Genomic DNA, 20,839 nt, shown 5'->3' with positions numbered 1-20,839 from the left:
TGCGGGGGCGCGCTTGGCGGGGCCGGGGGGGGGCCGGGACCCAGGGCGCGGGGTAGGGCCAGGTGGCGGGCGCCGCGGGGGGGGTGGGGGGGGGCCGGGGGGGGTGGGGTAGGGGGGCGGGGCCGACTCCCCACTCCGCCGGGGTCACTGGGCCGGGCTCACTTCCGGAAGGCGGCGGCGAGGACGTCGACGACCTCGCCGATCACGATGACGGCCGGCGGCTTGACGCCCTCGGCCTCGACCACGGCGGCGACGGTGCCCAGGGTGGCGTCCACGCGGCGCTGGGCGGCGGTGGTGCCCTCCTGGACGATCGCGACCGGGGTGTCGGCCGAGCGGCCGGCCGCGACCAGCCGGGCGGCGATCGCGCCGATCTTGTCCACGGCCATCAGCAGCACCAGGGTGCCGCTCATCCGCGCGGCGGCGTCCCAGTTGGTGAGGGAGCGCTCGTCGTCGGGGCCGACGTGGCCGGAGATCACCGTGAACTCGTGGGTGAGGCCCCGGTGGGTGACGGGCACGCCGGCGGCCGCCGGGACGCTGATCGAGCTGGAGATCCCGGGCACGACGGTGACGGGGATGCCGGCCTCGGCGCAGGCGAGCAGCTCCTCGCCGCCGCGGCCGAAGACGTACGGGTCGCCGCCCTTGAGCCGGACGACGAACTTTCCGGCCTTGGCGTGCTCGATCAGGGTCCGGTTGATGGCCTCCTGGGCCATGAACCGGCCGTACGGGATCTTGGAGGCGTCGATGACCTCGACGTGCTCGGGCAGCTCGGCGAGCAGCTCGCGCGGGGCGAGGCGGTCGGCGACCACCACGTCGGCGTCGGCGAGGAGGCGGCGGCCGCGCACGGTGATCAGGTCCGGGTCGCCGGGGCCGCCGCCGACCAGGGCCACCCCGGCGCCGCGGGAGCGGTACTGGCGGGCGGCCAGGGAGCCGTCCCGCAGGCCGTCCACGATGGCGTCGCGCAGGGCGGCGGAGTGGCGCGGGTCCCCGGTGAGGACGGCGACGGTGGCGCCCGCGTCGCGGCCGCTGGCCGGGGTCCAGGCGGAGGCGGCGGAGGCGTCGTCGCTGCGGGAGCAGAACACCCGCTCGCGCTCGGCCTCGGCGCTGACGGCCGCGTTCACGGCCGGGTCGTCGGTGGCGACCAGGGCGTACCAGGCGCCGGCGAGGTCGCCGTCCTCGTACGGGCGGGAGTGCCAGGTGACCTCGCCCGCGTCGGCCATGGCCTGGACGGCCGGGGTGGTGGCCGGGGATATCAGGTGCAGGTCGGCGCCGGAGGCGATCAGGGCGGGCAGCCGCCGCTGCGCGACGTGGCCGCCGCCGATCACCACAACGCGGCGGCCGGCCAGCAGCAGGCCGACCGGGTAGGGCGTACGGCCTTCGGTGCCGGGGTGCGGGGTGGGCGCGGTCATCGGCGGTGCTCCTGGTGCGAGGTGAGGGTCTGGGGGTGTTCGTACGGCAAGACGCCGCTGCGCGGACCGGCGCGCCCTCGGGCCGGTCCGCGGAGCGGTGACGGGCTGCGTCAGGCCTTCTCGGTGACCCCGGCGGAGTCGAAGGTGGCTACATCGTGCATCGCCCGGGCCGCGCTCTGCACCAGCGGGAGGGCCAGCAGGGCGCCGGTGCCCTCGCCGAGGCGCAGGTCCAGGTCGATCAGCGGGCGCAGGCCGAGCTTGGCCAGCGCGGCCTGGTGGCCGGGCTCGGCGGAGCGGTGGCCCGCGATGCAGGCGGCCAGCACCTCGGGGGCGATGGCCTTGGCCACCAGCGCGGCCGAACCGGCGATGACGCCGTCCAGCACCACCGGGGTGCGCAGCGAGGCGGCGCCGAGCAGGAAGCCCGCGATGGCCGCGTGCTCCAGGCCGCCGATCGCGGCGAGGACGCCGATCGGGTCGTTCGGGTCGGGCTGGTGGAGGGCCAGCGCGGCGCGGATGACCTCGATCTTGCGGGCGTGGGTCTCGTCGTCGATGCCGGTGCCACGACCGGTGACCTCGGCCGGGTCCAGGCCCGTGAACACCGAGATCAGCGCCGCCGAGGCGGTGGTGTTGGCGATCCCCATGTCCCCGGTGACCAGGGCCTTGTTGCCCGCCGCGACCAGGTCGCGGGCGGTCTCGATGCCGACCTCGATGGCCTGCAGCGCCTCCTCGCGGGTCATCGCCGGGCCCTGGGTCATGTCGTCCGTGCCGGGCTTGACCTTGCGCGGCAGCAGGCCCGTCGCCCGGCCCTGCTGGACGGCCTCCGGCAGCTCGGCGGCCACGCCGACGTCCACCACGCAGACCTCGGTGCCGATCTGCTTGGCGAAGGAGTTGATCACCGCTCCCCCGGCCAGGAAGTTGCCGACCATCTGGGCGGTCACCTCCTGCGGCCAGGGGGTGACGCCCTGGGCGTGCACGCCGTGGTCGCCCGCGAAGATCGCCACGCAGGCGGGCTCCGGGATCGGCGGCGGGCACTTGCGGGACAGGCCGGACAGCTGGGCGGAGATGATCTCCAGCATGCCGAGCGAGCCGGCCGGCTTGGTCATCCGCTTCTGGCGGTCCCACGCCTCGCCGAGCGCCTTCGCGTCCAGCGGGCGGATGCCGCGCAGGGTCTCCGCGAGCAGGTTCTGCGGCTCCTCGCCGGGCAGCGCGCGGTTGCCGTACTGCTCCTCGTGGACGACCCAGGACAGCGGGCGCTTCTTCGCCCAGCCCTGCTGCTCCAGCTCCGGCTCGTCCGGGAACTCGTCGACGAAGCCGACGCACAGGTAGGCGACGACCTCCAGGTGCTCGGGCAGGCCCAGCTCGCGGACCAGCTGCTCGTCGTCGAAGAAGCTCACCCAGCCGACGCCCAGGCCCTCGGCGCGGGCGGCCAGCCAGAGGTTCTCGACGGCCAGGGCGGCCGAGTACGGGGCCATCTGCGGCTGGGTGTGGCGGCCCAGGGTGTGGCGGCCGCCGCGGGTGCGGTCGGCGGTGACCACGATGTTCACCGGGGTGTCGAGGATGGCCTCGATCTTGATTTCCTTGAACTGCTTCGCCCGGCCCTTGGGCAGCGAGTCCGCGTACGCCTCGCGCTGGCGCTCGGCCAGGGCGTGCATGCGCCGGCGGGTCTTGGCGGAGCGGATCACCACGAAGTCCCAGGGCTGCGAGTAGCCGACGCTGGGGGCGGTGTGGGCGGCCTCCAGGACGCGGATCAGCACCTCGTGCGGGATCGGGTCCGGGCGGAAGCCGTTGCGGATGTCGCGGCGCTCGCGGATGACCTGGTGGACGGCGTCGCGGCCGGCCTCGTCGTAGCCGGGGGCGGCGGGGCCGCGGGGCTCGGCGGGCTCGGCCGACTCCTCGGGCTGCGGCTGCTCGGGCTCGGCGGGCTGCTCGGCGGCGGGCCCGGCGGGCTGCTGCTCGGTGGCCGGGGCCTCCTCCTGGGCGGGCTCGGAAGCCTCGGAGGGCTGCTCCGCGACGGGCTCGGCCTGCTCGGGCTGCGGGGCCTCGGCGGCGGGCTGCTGCTCGGGCTCCGCTGCGACGGCCTCGACCGGCGCGACGGGCTCCACGGCTTCGGCGGCCTCCACGGCCTCGACGGCTTCGGCGGCCTCCACGGCCTCGACGGCTTCGGCGGCCTCCACGGCCTCGACGGCTTCGGCGGGCTGCTCGGCCTCGACGGAAGGCTCCACGGCCTCGACCGGCTCAGCGACGGCCTGACCGGACGGCATCTCGCCGGTGCCGACGGCGGTCTCGGCGACCGGTTCGGCGGTCTCCTCGACCACGGGGGCCTCCGGCTGCTCGACCGGCTCGACGGCCTGCGGCGCGTCGGCGGCCGCTATGGGCGCCTCCGGCTGCACGGCCGCCTCGACCTTGGGCAGGCCGTGCGAGGTGGGCGCGGCGAGGAAGGCGGAGATCCGGCGCGGCTGGGCCGGGGCGGAAGCCTCGGGCTGCCCGGCGACGGCCTCGGCGGCCTCAGCCGCCTCGACGGCCACGGTCTCGACGGCGACCGACTCCGCGACGGCGGCCTCCGGCGACTCCACGACCTCGATCACCTCGATGGCGCCGACCGTCTCCACGGCCAGGACGCCCTCGACCGGCTGGGAGGCCAGCGGCACCTGCTCGTACGGCTGCGGCTCCGCGCCCGGAGCCGCGGGGGCCTCCGGCATCACCGGGGCGATGAAGGTGACCTGCGGCACCGGCAGCGACTGGGAAGCGACGGTCTCGGCCATCGGCGGCTGCCCGGCGACCGGGATGCCGTGGGCGGGGGTACCGGCCTGCGACAGGTCCACGACCTGGACGTCCTGGACGGGTGCGGCCGCCTGCGTCGGGTCGACCACCGCGACGCCGTCGACGGGCAGGCCGGCCTGCGAAGGATCGACCACGGCGACGCCCTGGGCGGACGCGGCCTGCGACGGGTCGATCGCCGGCGCGCCGTCGACAGGCGCGGCCTGCGACGGGTCCACTGCCACGACGCCCTCCACGGGCGTACCGGCCTGCGGCTGCTCGACCACCGGGACGCCCTGGGCCGGCGTACCGACCGGGGCGCCGACCTGCGAGGGGTCGACCACCTGGACGCCGTGCGCCGGCGTGCCGGCCTGCGGCTGCTCGACCACGGGGATGCTCTGGACCGTGACCGGAGCCCCGACCTGCGAGGGCTCGACCACCACCGGCACACCGGCCTGCGGCTGCTCCACCACCGGAACGCCCTGCGGCGGCGCGACCACCGGAACACCGTGCGCGGGCGTGCCCTGCCCGGGCCCGACGACGGGGATGCCGTGCGCGGGCGTGCCGCCCTGCGAGGGGCCGCGGTCGGCCAGCGAACGGACCGGCACCTGGCCCGTCATCATCGACGGGTCCGGGATGGGCGGCCCGGCGTGCAGCGGACGGCGCTGCGCCTGAAGGGGGGTCACCAGCTGCGGCGCCTGCGGCTGGACCGGGACGGCGTGGACGGGCTGCTGCCCGTGCTCGGGGCCGCCGAGCAGCGGCGGGTCCACCGGCGGCCAGGACGGCTCGACGGGCATGCCCTCCACCTGCGGAGCCTGCGGAACCTGCTGCGCCTGCGGCGCGTGCTCGACCGGGGCGGCCACGGCGGGCTCGCCCCAGGAGCCCTGCGGGCCGGGCATCAGGAGGACGTCCTCCTCCTCGTCCAGCCCGTCCGGCTGGTCGAGGAAGTGGAAGGCGGGGCGGGGCGCGCCCTGGTCGACGGTCCAGCCGTCGCCGGGCAGCCCGGGGGCCGGGACGGTGAAGCCCTGCTGGCCCTGCTGCGGGATGACGCCGTGCGGCGCCGCCGGGTTGGGGATCAGGCCCCCGTCAGTCGCGACGCCCTGCAGGGGTGCAACGCCCGCGACGCCCTCCGGTCCGCCGAGCGGGTCGGGCCCGGCGTGCAGGTGCTCCGGCAGTCCCTCACCGGGGACGTGGCCGCCATCGGTCATTGTCAAAGCTCCTTCCAGGCCGCTGCCGCGCCCCTTGGCGACGCGATCAACCGACCGCAGCGCCCATCCGCCGGGCCGGGCCTGCACCGACCCGCCCCTCAACCACACGCGGCCGCCGCGCCGAGGCGCTGCGGCCAAGTCCTTCCGGTGCGCTGCGACACCCCGGCCCGGGCACCGCCCGCGGGGGCGGCGCACCGTCTGAAACAACGACAACCCGGGGCAACCGGCACGACCGCACCGGACCCTACGGCATTCTCCAGGTCCGGCGCCCGGCCCGTCGAATTGCCCACACTCCGAGCGGAACCCGGTTGCACCGCGTCAAAAAGGTGACAAACCGACCGAATCGGGCGCGCCGTCGGCGACTGAGGCCGCCATGACGTCACACTACCGGCCCGACGCCGTGACCTCTCGAATCGGTGTCCGGATGCGACCTGGATCACCGCGAGGACACCCGGCGGTTCCGCCGTGTGCCCCGGCTCTTCACAGGATCTGCTCACCCCAGAGCAGCAGCACGCCGCCCGTTCCGGAGCCCAGCGTCAGCCCGTCACCACCGGCTTCACCGCCGGTCAGCGGGGTGGACTGGAGCAGCGCGCCGTCCACCCGGTAGCCGGCCTCGGCGATGGCGCGGCGGACCTGGTCGGCCTCGGCGAAGGTCCGGGGCACCGCGACGAACCGTTCGGGCTTGCGGGCGAGCACCGCGCGTACGACGTCCAGGCCGCCGGACTCCACCACGGCGACGTCCGGCTCCGGCAGGCCCCCGAGCACCTCTGGGCCGTGGCCGTGGACGGTCTCCACCTCGGCGCCGTAGCGGCGGGCGTTGACGGTGAGCCGGGCGCAGGCCGAGCGGGAGCCCTCGACGGCGACGACGGCGGCGCCGAAGCGGGCCGCCTCCACCGCGAGCGCGCCGTGGCCGGCGCCCACCACCCAGACGAGGTCCCCGGGGCGGGCGCCCAGTCGGGCGAGCACCAGGGCGCGGGCGTGCGCCGGCAGGGCCTCCGGTGCGCCGGTTTCGCCCTCCGCGCGCCCGGCGCCCGCGTAGGCGTCGGCGGGGAGCGCCCAGCCGCGCTCCGCGCCGGGGTAGCCGACGGGCCGTCCGGCCAGCCAGCCGGCCGCCTGGTCGACGGTGACGCCGGCCGTCTGGGCGTTGCCGCCGATCACCAGCACCACGTTGGGGTCGCGCCAGTCGTGGTCGGCGATGCGGTCGGAGGTGAGGACGGTGACGTCCTCCTCCGGGGTGCCGAGGGCCTCGCAGACGACGAAGGTGCGGTGTACCCCGCGCAGCATCAGGGCGAGTTCGGCGGGCCCGGCGCCCGGGGCGGTGAGGACCGCGACCTTGGGGTTCGCCCGGCAGACGTTGGCCGCGCGGCGCAGCCGTCCGCCGTGGGCGCTGACCACCTGGGCGTCCTCCCAGGGCATGCCGGCCCGGGCGAAGGCGGTGGCGACGGAGGAGACGGCGGGCAGGACCTCGAGTTCCAGGCCGTACTCGGGGCGGCGCAGGGTGCGCACGACGCCGAAGAAGCCCGGGTCGCCCTCGGCGACCACGACGGCGGCGCCGCGGTGTTCGGCGATCCGCTTGGCGGCCTGCTGGATGTTGCCGAGGGTGATCCGCTCGGCGGTGGGCGGCACCGGCAGGGCGCCCAGTTGGTAGGGGGCGCCGGCGACGAGGGTCGCGCCGGCCAGGGCCGCGCCGGCGGCCTCGGTCAGCGGTGTGCCGTCCCACCCGATGACCGTGATCCGGTCAGCCATCTGCGGCCGTTCTCCCTCGACTCGGTGCCACTCGGTGCCACTCGGAGCCTTTCGGCGCCGCTCGGTGTGCCGCAGGAGAGGTTACCGGGTGTGATCCCCCGTGAGGCTCATGACTCGCACACGTGTCCGTGCGGGTGGGCCTCTTCCAGGGCCTCTTCCAGGGGGCTCTGCTAGTCGCGCAGCACGTAGCGGTCGGCGGGCTGGGGCTCGGGCGTCTCCAGGTCCTCCGGGAGCAGGCTCCACAGGATGAGGTCGCTGCGGCTCTCACCGGCGAACCTCTCCGTGAACTCCCCGGACTCCCCGCGCACTATCCAGGCGCTGCGCAGCACGCCCTCGCTGATGCCGCCGATCTTCTGGGCGACCTGCTGGGCGGCGGTGTTCCCGGCGGCGGTGCGCAGTTCCAGGCGCAGGAAGCCGCGGTCCTCGAAGAGCCACTGGGCGACGCCGAGGACGGCCTCGGGGGCGTAGCCCTCGCCGCGCGCCCAGGAGGCGGTGACGTACGAGATCTCGGTGCTGCGCAGCCGCCAGTCGGTGTTGCGCAGCTCGACCAGGCCGACGAGGCGCTGGGTGAGGTGCTCGGTGACGGCGAACAGGATGCCGCGGCCGGCGGCCCGGTGGGCGGGGGCGTGGGTGCGGGCGAGGTCGGCCGCGTACGCCTCGGTGAAGGGGTGCGGGAGGTCCGTCCAGGCCAGGACGAGCTCGTCGGCCATCATCTCGGCCAGGCCCGGGGCGTCGTCCTCCGCCAAGGGCCGCAGCAGCAGCCGCTCGGTGCTGATGGCGGTCTCGGGGAAGCTCGCTGGCATGCCGTCTCTCCTCGCCGGGTCGTGAACACAACACCGTACGCCCCCGTCGCGCGACTGGTGGCACCCGGTGCGCCGCGCGCACGACGGTACGTCAGAACGCCCTGCGCCGGGGCGTCCACCCGGGCATACTGCCCGACCGGGCCCCCGCCTGGTGGTGGCGGGGGCCCGGTCGGGGGTCACGGAGTACGGCGGTACTGCGGTACGACGATCAGAACGCGGGGATGACGGCGCCCTTGAAGTTGTCCTCGATGTACTTCTTGACCTCGGCGGAGTGCAGCAGCTCGGCCAGCTTCTTGACCCGCGGGTCGTTCTCCTTGCCCTTCTTGACGGCCAGGATGTTGGCGTACGGGTTGCCCTCGGCCTTCTCCAGGACCAGCGCGTCGGAGGTCGGCTTGAGGCCGGAGTCGATCGCGTAGTTGCCGTTGATGACGGCGGCGTCGAGGTCGGAGAGGGAGCGCGGCAGCTGGGCGGCCTCCAGCTCCTTCCACTTGAGGTTCTTCGGGTTGCCGGTCACGTCGGCCGGGGTGGCCGTGGTGGTGACGCCGTCCTTGAGGGTGATGATCTTGTTGTCCGCGAGCAGCTTGAGCGCGCGGCCCTCGTTGGTGGCGTCGTTCGGCACGCCCACGGTGGCGCCGTCCGGAAGGTCGGCGAGCGACTTGACCTTCTTGGAGTAGGCGCCGAGCGGCTCCAGGTGCACGGGCTCGACGGAGACGATGTCGGTACCGTGCTTCTTGTTGAAGTCCTCCAGGTACGGCACGTGCTGGAAGTAGTTGACGTCGGCCGAACCGTCCTGCACCGCCGTGTTGGGGGTCACGTAGTCGGTGACCTCCTTGATGTCGAGCTTGAGCCCGGCCTTGTCCGCGAGGTTGTCCTTGACGAACTTCAGGATCTGCGCGTGCGGGGTGGGGCTGGCCACGACCTTGAGCGCCGCGTTCGGGTCCGAGGACGACGAGCCGGAGCTGCCGCAGGCCGCGAGCGAGAGGGCGACGCCAGCGGTGGCGAGGATGCTGGTGAACTTCAGGGCGTTGCGCACGAAAAGTGCCTTTCTGCGTGGAACGGGGAGCCGCGTCCGGGGTCGGACGAGGGAGGTCTAGGAAGCGGCGAGGTCCTTGTCGGCCGTCTCGGGGGTGCGGCCGAGAAGCCTGGTCCGGCCGCCGGCGCCGCCGCGGTGGGTGAGGCGCTGGACGAGGAGGTCGCCGATCAGCTGGACGGCGGTGACGATGATCACCAGCTCGGCCACGATGACCCACATGAAGGCCGTCTCGAAGCGCTGGTAGCCGTAGGTGACGGCCAGGTTGCCGAGGCCGCCGCCGCCGACGGTGCCGGCCATCGCGGAGTAGCTGATCAGGGTGATGACCGTGGTGGTGATCGAGGCGACGACACCGGGCAGGGCCTCGGGCAGCAGCGTCTTGCGGACGATCGTCCAGGTGCTGCCGCCCATCGACTGGACGGCCTCGACCAGGCCGCGGTCGACCTCGCGGACGGAGGTCTCGACCAGCCGGGCGAAGAACGGGATGGCGCCGATGGTGAGCGGCACGGTCGCCGCCTCCCAGCCGATGGAGGTGCCGACCAGCACACGGGTGAAGGAGATCAGCGCGATCATCAGGACGATGAACGGCACCGAGCGGGCGACGTTCACCACGAGGCCGATGGCCTTGTTGACGACCCGGTTGGCCAGCAGGCCGCCCTTGTCCGTGAGCACCAGCAGAACGCCCAGCGGCAGGCCGAGCAGCACGGTGATGGCCCCGGAGACGCCGACCATCTGGAAGGTCTCCTGGGTGGCGGGCCACATCAGGTCCTGCATCTGGTCCCAGGTCAGGCCGCTCATGCCACCGCTCCGTCCGCCGCGCCGAGGCCGTTCGAATCGAGGAGGGCCACCTGCAGGCCCTGCTCGCGCAGGTAGCCGATCGGCACCACGTTGTCCTGGTGGCTGCCGGGCAGCTCCACGCGCATCCGGCCGACCATCCGGCCGGCGACGGTCTCCACCGCCGCGCCGAGGATGTTGATGTCGATCTGGTAGGTGCGGGCGAGCTGGGAGACGAACGGCTGGGCCGGGGCGTCGCCCTGGAAGGTGATCTCCAGCACGGTGGCGCCGGGGTGGCCGGTGCCGAACTCACTGAGCGGGAACAGCTCGCGGGCCAGTTCGGAGCCGGGCTGCGCCAGCAGGTCGGTCAGCGCGCCGGACTCGACGACCCGGCCGCCGCGCATCAGGGCGGCGGAGTCGCAGACGGACTTGATGACGTCCATCTCGTGGGTGATCAGCAGGACGGTCAGGCCGAGCTGCTGGTTGAGGTCGCGCAGCAGCTTGAGGATGGAGCGGGTGGTCTCCGGGTCGAGCGCCGAGGTGGCCTCGTCGGAGAGGAGCACCTTCGGGTCCCCCGCGAGGGCGCGGGCGATGCCCACGCGCTGCTTCTGGCCGCCGGAGAGCTGGCCCGGGTAGCTGCGGGCCTTGTCGGCCAGGCCGACCAGCTCCAGCAGTTCGCCCGCCTTGCGGCGGCGCTCGGTGCGGTCCAGTCCGATGATCTCCAGCGGGAGTTCGACGTTCTGCTGCACCGTCCGCGAGGAGAGCAGGTTGAAGTGCTGGAAGACCATGCCGATGCGGCGGCGCGCCTCGCGCAGCTCCCGGCCGGCCCGGTTCTCGCCGCCGGACAGGGCGGTGAGTTCGAGTCCGTCCACGGTGACGGTGCCGGAGGTCGGGCGCTCCAGCATGTTCACGCAGCGGATGAGGGTGGACTTGCCGGCACCGCTGGTGCCGACGACTCCGTAGACCTCGCCCGGGCGGACGTGCAGGTCGACGCCGGCGAGGGCGGTGACCTCGCGGCCTCGGGAGCGGTAGACCTTCGTGAGGTCCGTGGTGGTGATCACAGGGGCTTCCGTGGGTCGGGGGCGGGCGGCGTGGGGCGACCGCCGGACCGGGTCGGTCGGCGGTGCTTTAGATTCGGCGCTGTGTACGGCGCTGCGTACGGCGTTGCGCCGATGGGGGTCCGGGGCCTGCCACTCCTTGATCGTGGCCGGTGGACGGCCGGGCCGCGCGACGGCGTGGCCCTTACGAGTCACCGGCGCGGATCACCGGTGGCCGCGGGCGGGCACGACAGGAGGAAGGGTTCCGGGAGGAAGGCGGCGACGTTCACACGGACGGAACGGAGCCGGAGTCTCGCTTCGGGGCGCGAGGAGGAGGCACCCTCGACGGGGTGCCCGGGGGCGGTGGCCCTCAGCGGTGACACATTCGACGACACATGGCACGCTCACCTGCCGGCAGGGTGCCGGTGGGGGTCCAGTTCGTCGTCGCAGTCATGTGAGCCAGTAAATCAGATGGGTCGATTGGTGCCCAATCAGTCGCGACAGCTGTCCGCAATGCGGACACACATGCCTGTCACCTGCGGAAACATGACTCGACGCCGCCACCGGAACGTCCGGATGGTGGCGGCGCCGAGGAGGTGCGGGCGGTGGTCAGGCCGTGGCGGCGAGCGGGAGGGCGGCGGGCTTCTTCTCCAGGTGGACGAAGCTGAGCCTGCTGCTGACCTGCTCGACACCGGTCTGACGGTAGCCCTGGCGGGCGTACAGCCGGAGGTTGCCGAGGCTGCGGTGACCGGTGAACAGGCGGTACGCCGCCACCGCGCCGTCCTCGGCGAGGCGCTGCTCCAGCGCGTCCAGCAGACGGCCGCCGAGGCCGTGGCGCTGCATCCTCGGATGGACGACCAGGCGCTCTATCCGGGCGACGCCGTCCTCACCGAGGCTGCCGCGGACGGTGCCGACCACCTCGTCGCCCAGGCGGGCGACCAGGACGTGCTGGTGGGACAGTTCGCCGAGCAGGCTCTCCAGGCTCTGGGTCAGTGGCTCGATGGCCCAGTTGCCGTACAGCTCCGCCTCGGGCTGGTAGCCGAGGTACTGGAGCTTGAGGATCTGCTCCGCGTCCTCGGCCTCGGCCGCCGAGATGATCACACTCATGCCCATGTGCTGGGGCCTCCCCATCGTCGTGCCGGCGCGCAGAGGGTGGCGCGCTCACGCTCAGTATCCGAGTGATCGCGCCACCGTCAAGGGCTTTCGTTCGCCAGCGCTCTACCCGGGTGCAAGCTCCGCTCAACCTTCGGGAGGGTCATTCGTGGCGAACGTCACGGATAGCGCTCCGCGTGGAGGAGTTGGCGCAGGCAGGCGAGGCAGCGAGAGCGGGTGGGGCCGATGGAGCCCCTGGGCATGCCGAGGCGCTCGGAGAGTTCGCGGTACGTCGGCGGCGGGTCCTCGGCGAGGGCGGCGACGAGTTGCGGGCAGCGGCCGGGCAGGGCGGCGACAGTCTCGCGGACGACGCGGCGGCGGTGCTCGGCGAGGTAGACGTCCTCGGCGGAGGGCACGGAGGGGACGGAGGGGACGACCGGATCGGGGGTGCACACACCGTGCATGACCGGGCCGGGGCGGGCGCGGTTACGGAGCACCGGGGGCACGCACGCGGGAGGGGCGCGACGGCAGTGCCGCCGCGCCCCTCCCCCGACCGCGCGTCAGCCGCGCGCCCACTCCCGCTGCCGCGCCAGATCCGCCTTCACCTCGGCGAGCTGGACCGCGACCGCGGACGGGGCGGTGCCGCCGCGCCCGTCGCGGGAGGCGATGGCACCGTGCACGCTGAGCACCGAGCGCACCTCGGGGGTCAGGTGCTCCGAGATCGCGGCGAACTGCTCGTCCGTCAGGTCGGACAGCTCGATGCCCTCGGCCTCGCAGACCTTCACGCAGGAGCCCGCCACCTCGTGCGCGACCCGGAACGGCACACCCTGCTTGACCAGCCACTCGGCGATGTCGGTGGCGAGGGAGAACCCGGCGGGGGCCAGCTCCTCCAGCCGGTCCCGGTGCACGGTGAGGGTGGCCATCATCCCGGTGAACGCGGGCAGCAGGACCTCGAGGGTGTCGCAGGAGTCGAAGACCGGCTCCTTGTCCTCCTGGAGGTCCCGGTTGTAGGCCAGCGGCAGCGCCTTGAGGGTGGCCAGCAGGCCCGTCAGGTTGCCGATGAGGCGGCCGGACTTGCCGCGGGCGAGCTCGGCGATGTCCGGGTTCTTCTTCTGCGGCATGATCGAGGAGCCGGTGGAGAAGGCGTCGTGCAGGGTGATGAAGCCGAACTCCTTGGTGTTCCAGATGATCACCTCCTCCGCGATGCGGGAGAGGTTGATGCCGATCATCGCGGTGACGAAGGCGAACTCGGCGACGAAGTCCCGCGAGGCGGTGCCGTCGATGGAGTTGCCCACCGAGCCGCCCTCGAAGCCGAGTTCGGCGGCGACGGCCTGCGGGTCCAGGCCCAGCGAGGAGCCGGCCAGCGCGCCGGAGCCGTACGGGGAGACGGCGGTGCGGGCGTCCCACTGGCGCAGCCGCTCGGCGTCGCGGCCGAGGGCCTGCACGTGCGCGAGGACGTGGTGGGCGAAGAGGACGGGCTGCGCGTGCTGGAGGTGGGTGCGGCCCGGCATCGCGGTGTCGGGGTGGGCCTCGGCGAGGCCGACCAGGGCCTGCTGGAGGTCGAGGACCAGGCCGCCGATGACCTTGGCGTGGTCGCGCAGGTACATCCGGAACAGGGTGGCGATCTGGTCGTTGCGCGAGCGCCCGGCCCGCAGCTTGCCGCCGAGGTCGGCGCCGAGGCGCTCCAGCAGGCCCCGCTCCAGGGCGGTGTGCACGTCCTCGTCGGCGACGGTGCCGGTGAAGGTGCCCGCCCGGACGTCGGCGAGCAGCTGGTCCAGCCCGGCCAGCATGGCGGCGAGCTCCTCGTCGGAGAGCAGCGAGGCCTTGTGCAGGACGCGGGCATGCGCCTTGGAGCCGGCGATGTCGTACGGCGCGAGGCGCCAGTCGAAGTGGACCGAGGCGGAGAGCTTGGCCAGCGCCTCGGACGGGCCGTCGGCGAAGCGCGCGCCCCAGAGGCGGACGTCGGCGGACTGGTCGGCGGTCATCGCGTCGAGCTCCTTACGAGGGGACGTGCAGGACGTACAGGTTTACGGTGATGGGCATAAGTATGCACGATGGCGCATGAAACGCCAACCCCGCCCGGAGAGGACGGGGTTGGCGTTCCCGAGAGCCCTACTGCGCCTTGGCCTGGGCCAGTTGCATCAGGTGGTCGGCCAGGGCCTGGCCGCCGGCCGGGTCCCGGCTGATCAGCAGCACGGTGTCGTCGCCGGCGATGGTGCCGATGATCTCGAACACCTCCGCCTGGTCGATCGCCGAGGCGAGGAACTGCGCGGCCCCGGGCGGGGTGCGCAGCACGACGAGGTTGCCGGAGGCCGTCGCGGAGACCATGAGCTCGCCGGCCAGGCGGGCCATCCGGCCCTCGCTGGCGGACTCCCCCATGGGCGCGCGGGGGGTGCGGTCCCCGCCCTCGGCCGGGACGGCGTAGATGAGCGCGCCGTCCCGGTTGCGGATCTTGACCGCTCCCAGCTCGTCCAGGTCCCGGGAGAGGGTGGCCTGGGTGACCACGAGTCCGTCGTCGGCGAGCAGCTTGGCGAGCTGGCTCTGCGAGCGCACGGGCTGGCGGGTGAGCAGGTCCACGATCCGCCGGTGGCGCGCCGTGCGGGTCTGGGGGACCTGCGGCGTCGGACCGGCGGCGGAGGAGCCGGAGAGGGAAGCGGTCATGTGATGATTCTCCCGGACGACGGTCAGCTCGCCACGGCCGGGGCGCTCTCGCGCACCGTCCGGAGGATGCCGGGCAGGGCGGCGAGGAAGGCGTCCGCCTCCTGCTCGGTCAGCACCAGCGGCGGGGCGAGGCGCACGGCGTCGGGGACGGCGGCGTTGACGAGGAAGCCCGCCTCCTGCGCCACGGCCTGCACCCGGGCCGAGACCGGCTCGGTGAGGACGATGCCGAGCAGCAGGCCCGCGCCGCGCACGTGGGAGACCAGCGGGTCGCCGAGCGCCTCGACGCCCTGGCGCAGCCGCTCGCCGGTCTTGCGGACGTGTTCCAGCAGGCCCTCGGACTCGATGGTGTCCAGCACCGCGAGGCCGGCCGCGGCCGCCACCGGGTTGCCGCCGAAGGTGGTGCCGTGCTGGCCGGGGCTGAGCAGGTCGGCCGCGGGGCCGAAGGCGAGGACGGCTCCCATCGGCAGGCCCCCGCCGAGGGCCTTGGCGAGGGTGACGACGTCCGGCTCGACGCCCTCCTCCGCCTGGTGGGCGAACCAGTGGCCGGTGCGGCCGACGCCGGTCTGGATCTCGTCCAGGACGAGCAGGGTGCCGGTGGCGCGGGTGATCTCGCGGGCGGCCTTGAGGTAGCCGTCCGGCAGGGGGATGGCGCCGTTCTCGCCCTGGATGGGTTCGAGGACGACGGCGGCGGTCTCGGTGGTGACGGCCGCGCGCAGGGCCTCGACGTCGCCGAAGGGGACGTGGGTGACGTCGCCGGGCAGCGGTCGGAAGGGGGCCTGCTTGGCGGGCTGGCCGGTGAGGGCGAGGGCGCCCATCGTCCGGCCGTGGAAGCCGCCCTCGAGGGCGACCAGGTGGGTGCGGCCGGTGAGGCGGCTGAGCTTGAAGGCGGCCTCGTTGGCCTCGGCGCCGGAGTTGCAGAAGAAGACCCGGCCGCCCTCGCGGCCGTCCAGCTTCAGCAGCCGCTCGGCGAGGGTGATGGTCGGCTCGGCCATGAAGAGGTTGGAGACGTGGCCGAGGGTGGCGATCTGCTTCGTGACGGCCTCGACGACGGCCGGGTGGGCGGTGCCGAGGGCGTTGACGGCGATGCCGCCCAGCAGGTCGGTGTACGCCTTGCCGTCCGCGTCCCACAGCGTGCTGCCCTCGCCGCGCACCAGCGGGAGGCGGGGGGTGCCGTAGTTGTCGGTGAAGCTGTGCTGCCAGCGGTCCTTGAGCCGGTCGTTCGCGGTCATGCCAGTCCCCCGGTCACGGTGGTCTCGTCGTCGGGCACGACCATCGTGCCGATGCCCTCGTCGGTGAAGATCTCCAGCAGCAGGCTGTGCTGCACCCGGCCGTCCAGGACGCGGGCGGTGCCGACGCCGGAGCGGACGGCGCGCAGGCAGCCCTCCATCTTGGGCAGCATGCCGGTGGCCAGGCCCGGCAGCAGCCGCTCCAGCTCGCTCGCGCCGAGCTGGCTGATGACGTCGTCGGAGTCGGGCCAGTCCTTGTAGAGGCCCTCGACGTCGGTGAGGATCACGAGCATCTCGGCGCCCAGCGCGACGGCCAGGGCGGAGGCGGCGGTGTCGGCGTTGATGTTGTAGACGTGGCCGTCGGCGCCGCGCGCGATCGAGGAGATGACCGGGATGCGGCCGTCGGCGATCAGCGCCTTCACCGCGCCGGCCTCGATGTTGACGATGTCGCCGACCAGGCCGATGTCGACCTGCTCGCCGTCCACGACCGCGTAGCGCTTGACGGCCGTCATGGTGTGGGCGTCCTCGCCGGTCATGCCGACGGCGAAGGGGCCGTGCTCGTTGAGCAGGCCGACGAGTTCGCGCTGCACCTGGCCGGCGAGCACCATCCGGACCACGTCCATGGTCTCGGGGGTGGTGACGCGCAGGCCGTTGGTGAAGTTGGACTCCAGGCCGAGCCTGTCCAGCTGGGCGCTGATCTGCGGGCCGCCGCCGTGCACCACGACGGGGTGCAGGCCCGCGTAACGCAGGAAGACGACGTCCTGGGCGAAGGCGGCCTTGAGGCTCTCGTCGACCATGGCGTTGCCGCCGAACTTGATGACGATGGTCTTGCCGTGGAAGCGCTCCAGCCACGGCAGAGCCTCGATGAGCGTCATGGCCTTGGGCAACGCGGTGTTGTTGCGGGCCTGTTCGCCCTTGGGTGCGATCTGCACGGGGATTTCCCTCGGAGGAAAGATGTCGCGGATCAGGTGGAGTAGGCGCTGTTCTCGTGGACGTAGTCGGCCGTGAGGTCGTTGGTCCACAGCGAGGCACTGGCCGTACCGGCGTTGAGGTTAGCCGTGATGACCACCTCGCGGCCCTTCATGTCCACGAGATCGCGGTCCTCGCCCACGCCGCCGGACTTGCAGACCCAGACGCCGTTGATGGCGACGTCCAGCTCGTCCGGCTCGAAGGCGGCGGTGGTGGTGCCGATGGCGGCCAGCACCCGGCCCCAGTTGGGGTCCTCGCCGTGGACGGCGCACTTGAGCAGGTTGTTGCGGCTGATCGTCCGGGCGACCTCGACGGCCTCGCCCTCCGTGGCGGCGCCGGTGACGTCGATGCGAATGTCCTTGCTCGCGCCCTCGGCGTCGCCGATGAGCTGGCGGGCGAGGTCGGCGCTGACCGTGCGGACGGCCTCGGCGAACTCGGCCTCGTCCGGGGTGATGCCGGAGGCGCCGGAGGCGAGCAGCAGCACGGTGTCGTTGGTCGACATGCAGCCGTCGGAGTCGATCCGGTCGAAGGTGGTGCGGGTGGCGCCGCGCAGGGCGGCGTCCAGGCCGGGGGTGTCGACGGCGGCGTCGGTGGTGAGGACGACGAGCATGGTGGCCAGGCTGGGGGCGAGCATGCCCGCGCCCTTGGCCATGCCGCCGACCGTCCAGCCGGCCGGGCTGGTGACCTGGGCCGTCTTGTGGACGGTGTCGGTGGTCTTGATGGCGACGGCGGCGGCCTCGCCGCCGGTGGCGCTGAGCGCGCCGGCCGCGGCGGTGACGCCGGGAAGCAGCAGGTCCATCGGCAGGCGCACGCCGATCAGGCCGGTGGAGGCGACGGCGACCTCGCCGGCGCTCAGGCCCAGATCCTCGGCCGCCTTCTCGGCGGTGGCGTGGGTGTCCTGGAAGCCGAGCGGGCCCGTACAGGCGTTGGCGCCACCGGAGTTGAGGACGACGGCGGTGACCTGGCCGCCCTTGAGCACCTGCTCGGACCAGAGGACGGGCGCGGCCTTGACGCGGTTGGAGGTGAAGACGCCGGCGGCGGCGTACGCGGGGCCGTCGTTGACCACCAGCGCGAGGTCCGGGGCGCCGGACGCCTTGAGGCCGGCGGTGACCCCGGCGGCGCGGAAGCCCTTGGCGGCGGTGACGCCGACGTTGGGGGTGGTGGTCACGGTGCGACTCCGTTCATCGGGAGGCCGAGCTCCTCGGGAAGGCCGAGGGCGATGTTCATGCTCTGCACCGCGCCGCCGGCGGTGCCCTTGACCAGGTTGTCGATCGCGCTGATCGCGATGATCCGCCCGGCGGTGGCGTCCAGGGCGACCTGGACCAGCGCGGTGTTGGCGCCGTAGACGCTGCTGGTCTGCGGCCACTGCCCCTCGGGCAGCAGGTGGACGAAGGGCTCGCCCGCGAACGCCTCGGTGTAGGCGGCGCGCAGGCTCTGCGCGCTCACGCCGGGCTTCGCCTTGGCGGAGCAGGTGGCGAGGATGCCGCGCGGCATCGGGACGAGCGTGGGGGTGAAGGAGACGGTGACGGGCTCGCCCGCGAGCGGGGTGAGGTTCTGCGCCATCTCGGGGGTGTGCCGGTGCACGCCGCCGACGCCGTACGGGCTGACGTTGCCCATGACCTCGCTGCCCAGCAGGTGGGTCTTGGCGGCCTTGCCCGCGCCGGAGGTGCCGGAGGCGGCGACCACGACGGCCTCCGGCTCGGCCAGGCCCGCCGCGTAGGCGGGGAACAGCGCGAGGGAGACGGCGGTCGGGTAGCAGCCGGGGACGGCGATGCGGTTGCCGCCCTTCAACGCGGCGCGGTGGCCGGGGAGTTCGGGCAGGCCGTAGGGCCAGGTGCCGGCGTGGGCGGAGCCGTAGAACTGCTCCCAGTCGGCGGCGGCCTTGAGCCGGAAGTCGGCGCCGCAGTCGACGACCAGGACGTTCGGGCCCAGGGCCTGGGCGACGGCGGCGGACTGCCCGTGCGGCAGCGCCAGGAACACCACGTCGTGGTCGGCCAGCACCTCGGGGGTGGTGGGCTCGAGCACGCGGTCGGCGAGCGGCCACAGGTGCGGCTGGAGGGCGCCCAGGCGGGTGCCCGCGTTGGAGCCGCCGGTCAGCGCCCCGATCTCCACCTCCGGGTGGCCGAGCAGCAGGCGCAGCACCTCGCCGCCCGCGTATCCGCTCGCGCCGGCGACGGCGACTCGCACAGCCATGGCGTTCCTCCTTGGTCGCTCTCGGTTCGGTGGCTCCGGGTCCGGTGGCCCTTGGCCGGGTGATGGCATGAATATACGCGCGACGGAAAATTCATGCAAGGCTCCCTCGGCACACCGGTACCCCGGGTCGTACCCCGCCATCAGCCGATCGGTTGATGCCGCTTCGAGCGCGATGGGCGATGCCCGGAACAGGGCCCCACCGACAGGATCGAGGCATGTCAGTCATCGAAGTGAGCGGCCTGAAGAAGGTCTACGGGGGACGCACCGTCCTCGACGGCGTCGAGTTCGCGGTGGAGGAGGGCGAGATCTTCGGCATCCTCGGCCCCAACGGCGCCGGCAAGACCACCACCGTCGAATGCGTCGAGGGCCTGCGCTCCCCCGACGCCGGCCGCGTCCGGGTCCTCGGGCTCGACCCGGTCGCCGACCGCGAGCGCGTCACCCGCGTCCTCGGCGCCCAGCTCCAGGAGAGCGAGCTCCAGGCCAAGCTGACCGTCCGCGAGGCGCTGGAACTGTACGGCGCCTTCTACCGCCGGCCCGCCGACTGGCGCCACCTCGCGCAGCGCCTCGGCCTCACCGACCGCCTCGACGTGCGCTTCGGCAAGCTCAGCGGCGGGCAGAAGCAGCGGCTGTTCATCGCGCTCGCCCTGATCGGCAACCCCAAGGTCGTCGTCCTCGACGAGCTCACCACCGGGCTCGACCCGCGCGCCCGCCGGGACACCTGGCAGCTGATCGAGGAGGTCCGCGACTCCGGGGTGACGGTCCTGCTCGTCACCCACTTCATGGAGGAGGCGCAGCGCCTCTGCGACCGGATCGCCGTCATCGACAAGGGCCGCGTCGCCGCCCTCGACACCCCGCAGGGCCTCATCGGCCGGGCCTCCAGCTCCACCGTCATGTCCTTCACCCCCTCCCAGCCGCTGGACGAGCGCGAACTCGCCCTGCTGCCGGGCATCGCCGCCGTCGAGGCCGGCCACGAGCCGGACCGGCGGATCGTGATCACCGGCACCGACGAGACCGTCGGAGCGGTGCTCTCCCTGCTCGCCCGCCACCGCATCACCGCCGGCCGGCTGCGCGTCGTCGACGCCACGCTGGACGACGCCTTCCTCGACCTCACCGACCACCAGGAGGCCTGACATGTCCGCCACCACCACCGTCCTCAGGACGGAGGCCCGGCTCTTCCGCCGCGAGCCCGCCGTGATCTTCTGGCTGATCGCGTTCCCGACCGTGCTGCTCGTCATCCTCGGGTCGATCCCCGCCTTCCGGGTCGCCCACGCCGAACTCGGCGGGCGGCGCATCGTCGACCTGTACGTGCCCGTGGTCGTCCTGCTGTCCGTGATCATGGCCGGGGCGCAGACCATGCCCGGGGTCCTCACCGGGTACCGCGAACGCGGCATCCTGCGCCGGATGTCCACCACACCGGCCAGCCCCAGGCACCTGCTCACCGTCCAGATCGTGCTGCACTCGGCGGCGGTCCTGGTCTCCGTGCTGCTGGCGCTGGCCGTCGGGCGGATCGCCTTCGACGTCGCCCTGCCCGAGCAGGCCGCCGGGTACGTGCTGGCGCTCGTGGTCACCGTGTTCGCCGGGCTCGCGCTCGGCGCCACCATCTCGGCGCTGTCGCGCACCGCGAAGATCGCCCAGGCCGTTGGCACCATCGTCTTCTTCCCGCTGATGTTCACCGCCGGGGTCTATGCTCCGGTACCGGTCATGCCGAGCGTGCTGCGGCAGATCGTCGGACTGACGCCGATCGGGGCCGCCTCCCAGGCGCTGGACCAGGCGAGCGTCGGGCACTGGCCGGACTGGTCGCACCTCGGGGTCACCGGGCTGTGGGCGGTCGTGCTGGTCGGCGTGGCCGTGCGCTGGTTCCGCTGGGAGTGACGGCGGTGGCGTGGACCGTGGCGGGAATCACGGCGGGAATCACGGCGGGAATCGTGGCGGGAACC

17 protein-coding genes are annotated in these 20,839 nt (G+C 73.6%); 2 read left to right on the top strand and 15 right to left on the bottom strand.

Annotated elements, in window-relative coordinates:
• Window positions 1–158: 158 nt before the first annotated feature.
• From cobA to argC, 15 genes are all read right to left on the bottom strand, one after another.
• Entirely contained in the window at window positions 159–1,406 is a 1,248-nt protein-coding gene (gene cobA, locus ACIBCA_RS22090; protein ID WP_396284648.1) for a uroporphyrinogen-III C-methyltransferase, read from the bottom strand.
• Window positions 1,407–1,516: 110 nt separating this feature from the next.
• Window positions 1,517–5,371, bottom strand: a complete 3,855-nt coding sequence (gene cobT, locus ACIBCA_RS22085) for a nicotinate-nucleotide--dimethylbenzimidazole phosphoribosyltransferase (protein ID WP_396284647.1) — start codon at window positions 5,369–5,371, stop codon at window positions 1,517–1,519.
• Window positions 5,372–5,851: 480 nt separating this feature from the next.
• Window positions 5,852–7,117 (bottom strand): precorrin-6y C5,15-methyltransferase (decarboxylating) subunit CbiE, encoded by a 1,266-nt coding sequence (cbiE, locus tag ACIBCA_RS22080; RefSeq protein WP_396284646.1) that lies wholly within the window; start codon window positions 7,115–7,117, stop codon window positions 5,852–5,854.
• Window positions 7,118–7,287: 170 nt separating this feature from the next.
• Window positions 7,288–7,920 (bottom strand): GNAT family N-acetyltransferase, encoded by a 633-nt coding sequence (locus tag ACIBCA_RS22075; protein ID WP_396284645.1) that lies wholly within the window; start codon window positions 7,918–7,920, stop codon window positions 7,288–7,290.
• Window positions 7,921–8,128: 208 nt separating this feature from the next.
• Window positions 8,129–8,953 (bottom strand): MetQ/NlpA family ABC transporter substrate-binding protein, encoded by an 825-nt coding sequence (locus ACIBCA_RS22070; RefSeq protein WP_396284644.1) that lies wholly within the window; start codon window positions 8,951–8,953, stop codon window positions 8,129–8,131.
• Window positions 8,954–9,010: 57 nt separating this feature from the next.
• Complete coding sequence (locus tag ACIBCA_RS22065; protein ID WP_396284743.1) at window positions 9,011–9,739, bottom strand: methionine ABC transporter permease; 729 nt, start codon at window positions 9,737–9,739, stop codon at window positions 9,011–9,013.
• Between the two features lie 5 nt (window positions 9,740–9,744).
• Window positions 9,745–10,785 (bottom strand): methionine ABC transporter ATP-binding protein, encoded by a 1,041-nt coding sequence (locus tag ACIBCA_RS22060; protein ID WP_396284643.1) that lies wholly within the window; start codon window positions 10,783–10,785, stop codon window positions 9,745–9,747.
• Window positions 10,786–11,370: 585 nt separating this feature from the next.
• Window positions 11,371–11,874, bottom strand: coding sequence for a GNAT family N-acetyltransferase (locus tag ACIBCA_RS22055; RefSeq protein ID WP_396284642.1), 504 nt, complete (start codon window positions 11,872–11,874; stop codon window positions 11,371–11,373).
• A 158-nt stretch (window positions 11,875–12,032) separates the two neighbouring features.
• Window positions 12,033–12,350, bottom strand: a complete 318-nt coding sequence (locus ACIBCA_RS22050) for a hypothetical protein (protein WP_396284641.1) — start codon at window positions 12,348–12,350, stop codon at window positions 12,033–12,035.
• A gap of 63 nt (window positions 12,351–12,413) precedes the next feature.
• On the bottom strand, window positions 12,414–13,838 hold the full coding sequence (gene argH, locus ACIBCA_RS22045; RefSeq protein WP_396284640.1) for an argininosuccinate lyase: 1,425 nt from the start codon (window positions 13,836–13,838) through the stop codon (window positions 12,414–12,416).
• 127 nt (window positions 13,839–13,965) lie between these two features.
• A complete protein-coding gene (locus ACIBCA_RS22040) occupies window positions 13,966–14,514 on the bottom strand; it encodes an arginine repressor (RefSeq protein ID WP_396284639.1) in 549 nt (182 codons plus the stop codon).
• Between the two features lie 23 nt (window positions 14,515–14,537).
• Window positions 14,538–15,743 carry an acetylornithine transaminase gene (locus ACIBCA_RS22035; RefSeq protein ID WP_396284638.1) on the bottom strand — a complete coding sequence of 402 codons (1,206 nt, stop codon included), beginning with the start codon at window positions 15,741–15,743 and terminating at the stop codon, window positions 14,538–14,540.
• Window positions 15,740–16,615, bottom strand: coding sequence for an acetylglutamate kinase (gene argB / locus ACIBCA_RS22030; protein WP_396284742.1), 876 nt, complete (start codon window positions 16,613–16,615; stop codon window positions 15,740–15,742). Before argB ends, ACIBCA_RS22035 begins: the two co-directional genes overlap by 4 nt.
• A gap of 89 nt (window positions 16,616–16,704) precedes the next feature.
• Window positions 16,705–17,877: a bifunctional glutamate N-acetyltransferase/amino-acid acetyltransferase ArgJ gene (gene argJ, locus ACIBCA_RS22025; RefSeq protein WP_396284637.1), complete on the bottom strand. Its 1,173-nt coding sequence runs from the start codon at window positions 17,875–17,877 to the stop codon at window positions 16,705–16,707.
• Entirely contained in the window at window positions 17,874–18,902 is a 1,029-nt protein-coding gene (argC, locus tag ACIBCA_RS22020) for an N-acetyl-gamma-glutamyl-phosphate reductase (protein ID WP_396284636.1), read from the bottom strand. Before argC ends, argJ begins: the two co-directional genes overlap by 4 nt.
• Before the next feature lie 215 nt (window positions 18,903–19,117).
• Between argC and ACIBCA_RS22015 the strand changes: the two genes are divergently transcribed.
• Both ACIBCA_RS22015 and ACIBCA_RS22010 read left to right on the top strand, forming a co-directional pair.
• Window positions 19,118–20,032 carry an ABC transporter ATP-binding protein gene (locus ACIBCA_RS22015; protein ID WP_396284635.1) on the top strand — a complete coding sequence of 305 codons (915 nt, stop codon included), beginning with the start codon at window positions 19,118–19,120 and terminating at the stop codon, window positions 20,030–20,032.
• A gap of 1 nt (window position 20,033) precedes the next feature.
• Complete coding sequence (locus ACIBCA_RS22010; RefSeq protein ID WP_396284634.1) at window positions 20,034–20,774, top strand: ABC transporter permease; 741 nt, start codon at window positions 20,034–20,036, stop codon at window positions 20,772–20,774.
• Window positions 20,775–20,839 lie beyond the last annotated feature (65 nt).

The sequence above is a fragment of the Kitasatospora sp. NPDC051170 genome (assembly GCF_044455705.1).
Lineage (GTDB): Bacteria > Actinomycetota > Actinomycetes > Streptomycetales > Streptomycetaceae > Kitasatospora.
The sequence above is the reverse complement of the archived record's forward strand: the minus strand, read 5'-3'. Positions and strand labels throughout refer to the sequence as shown.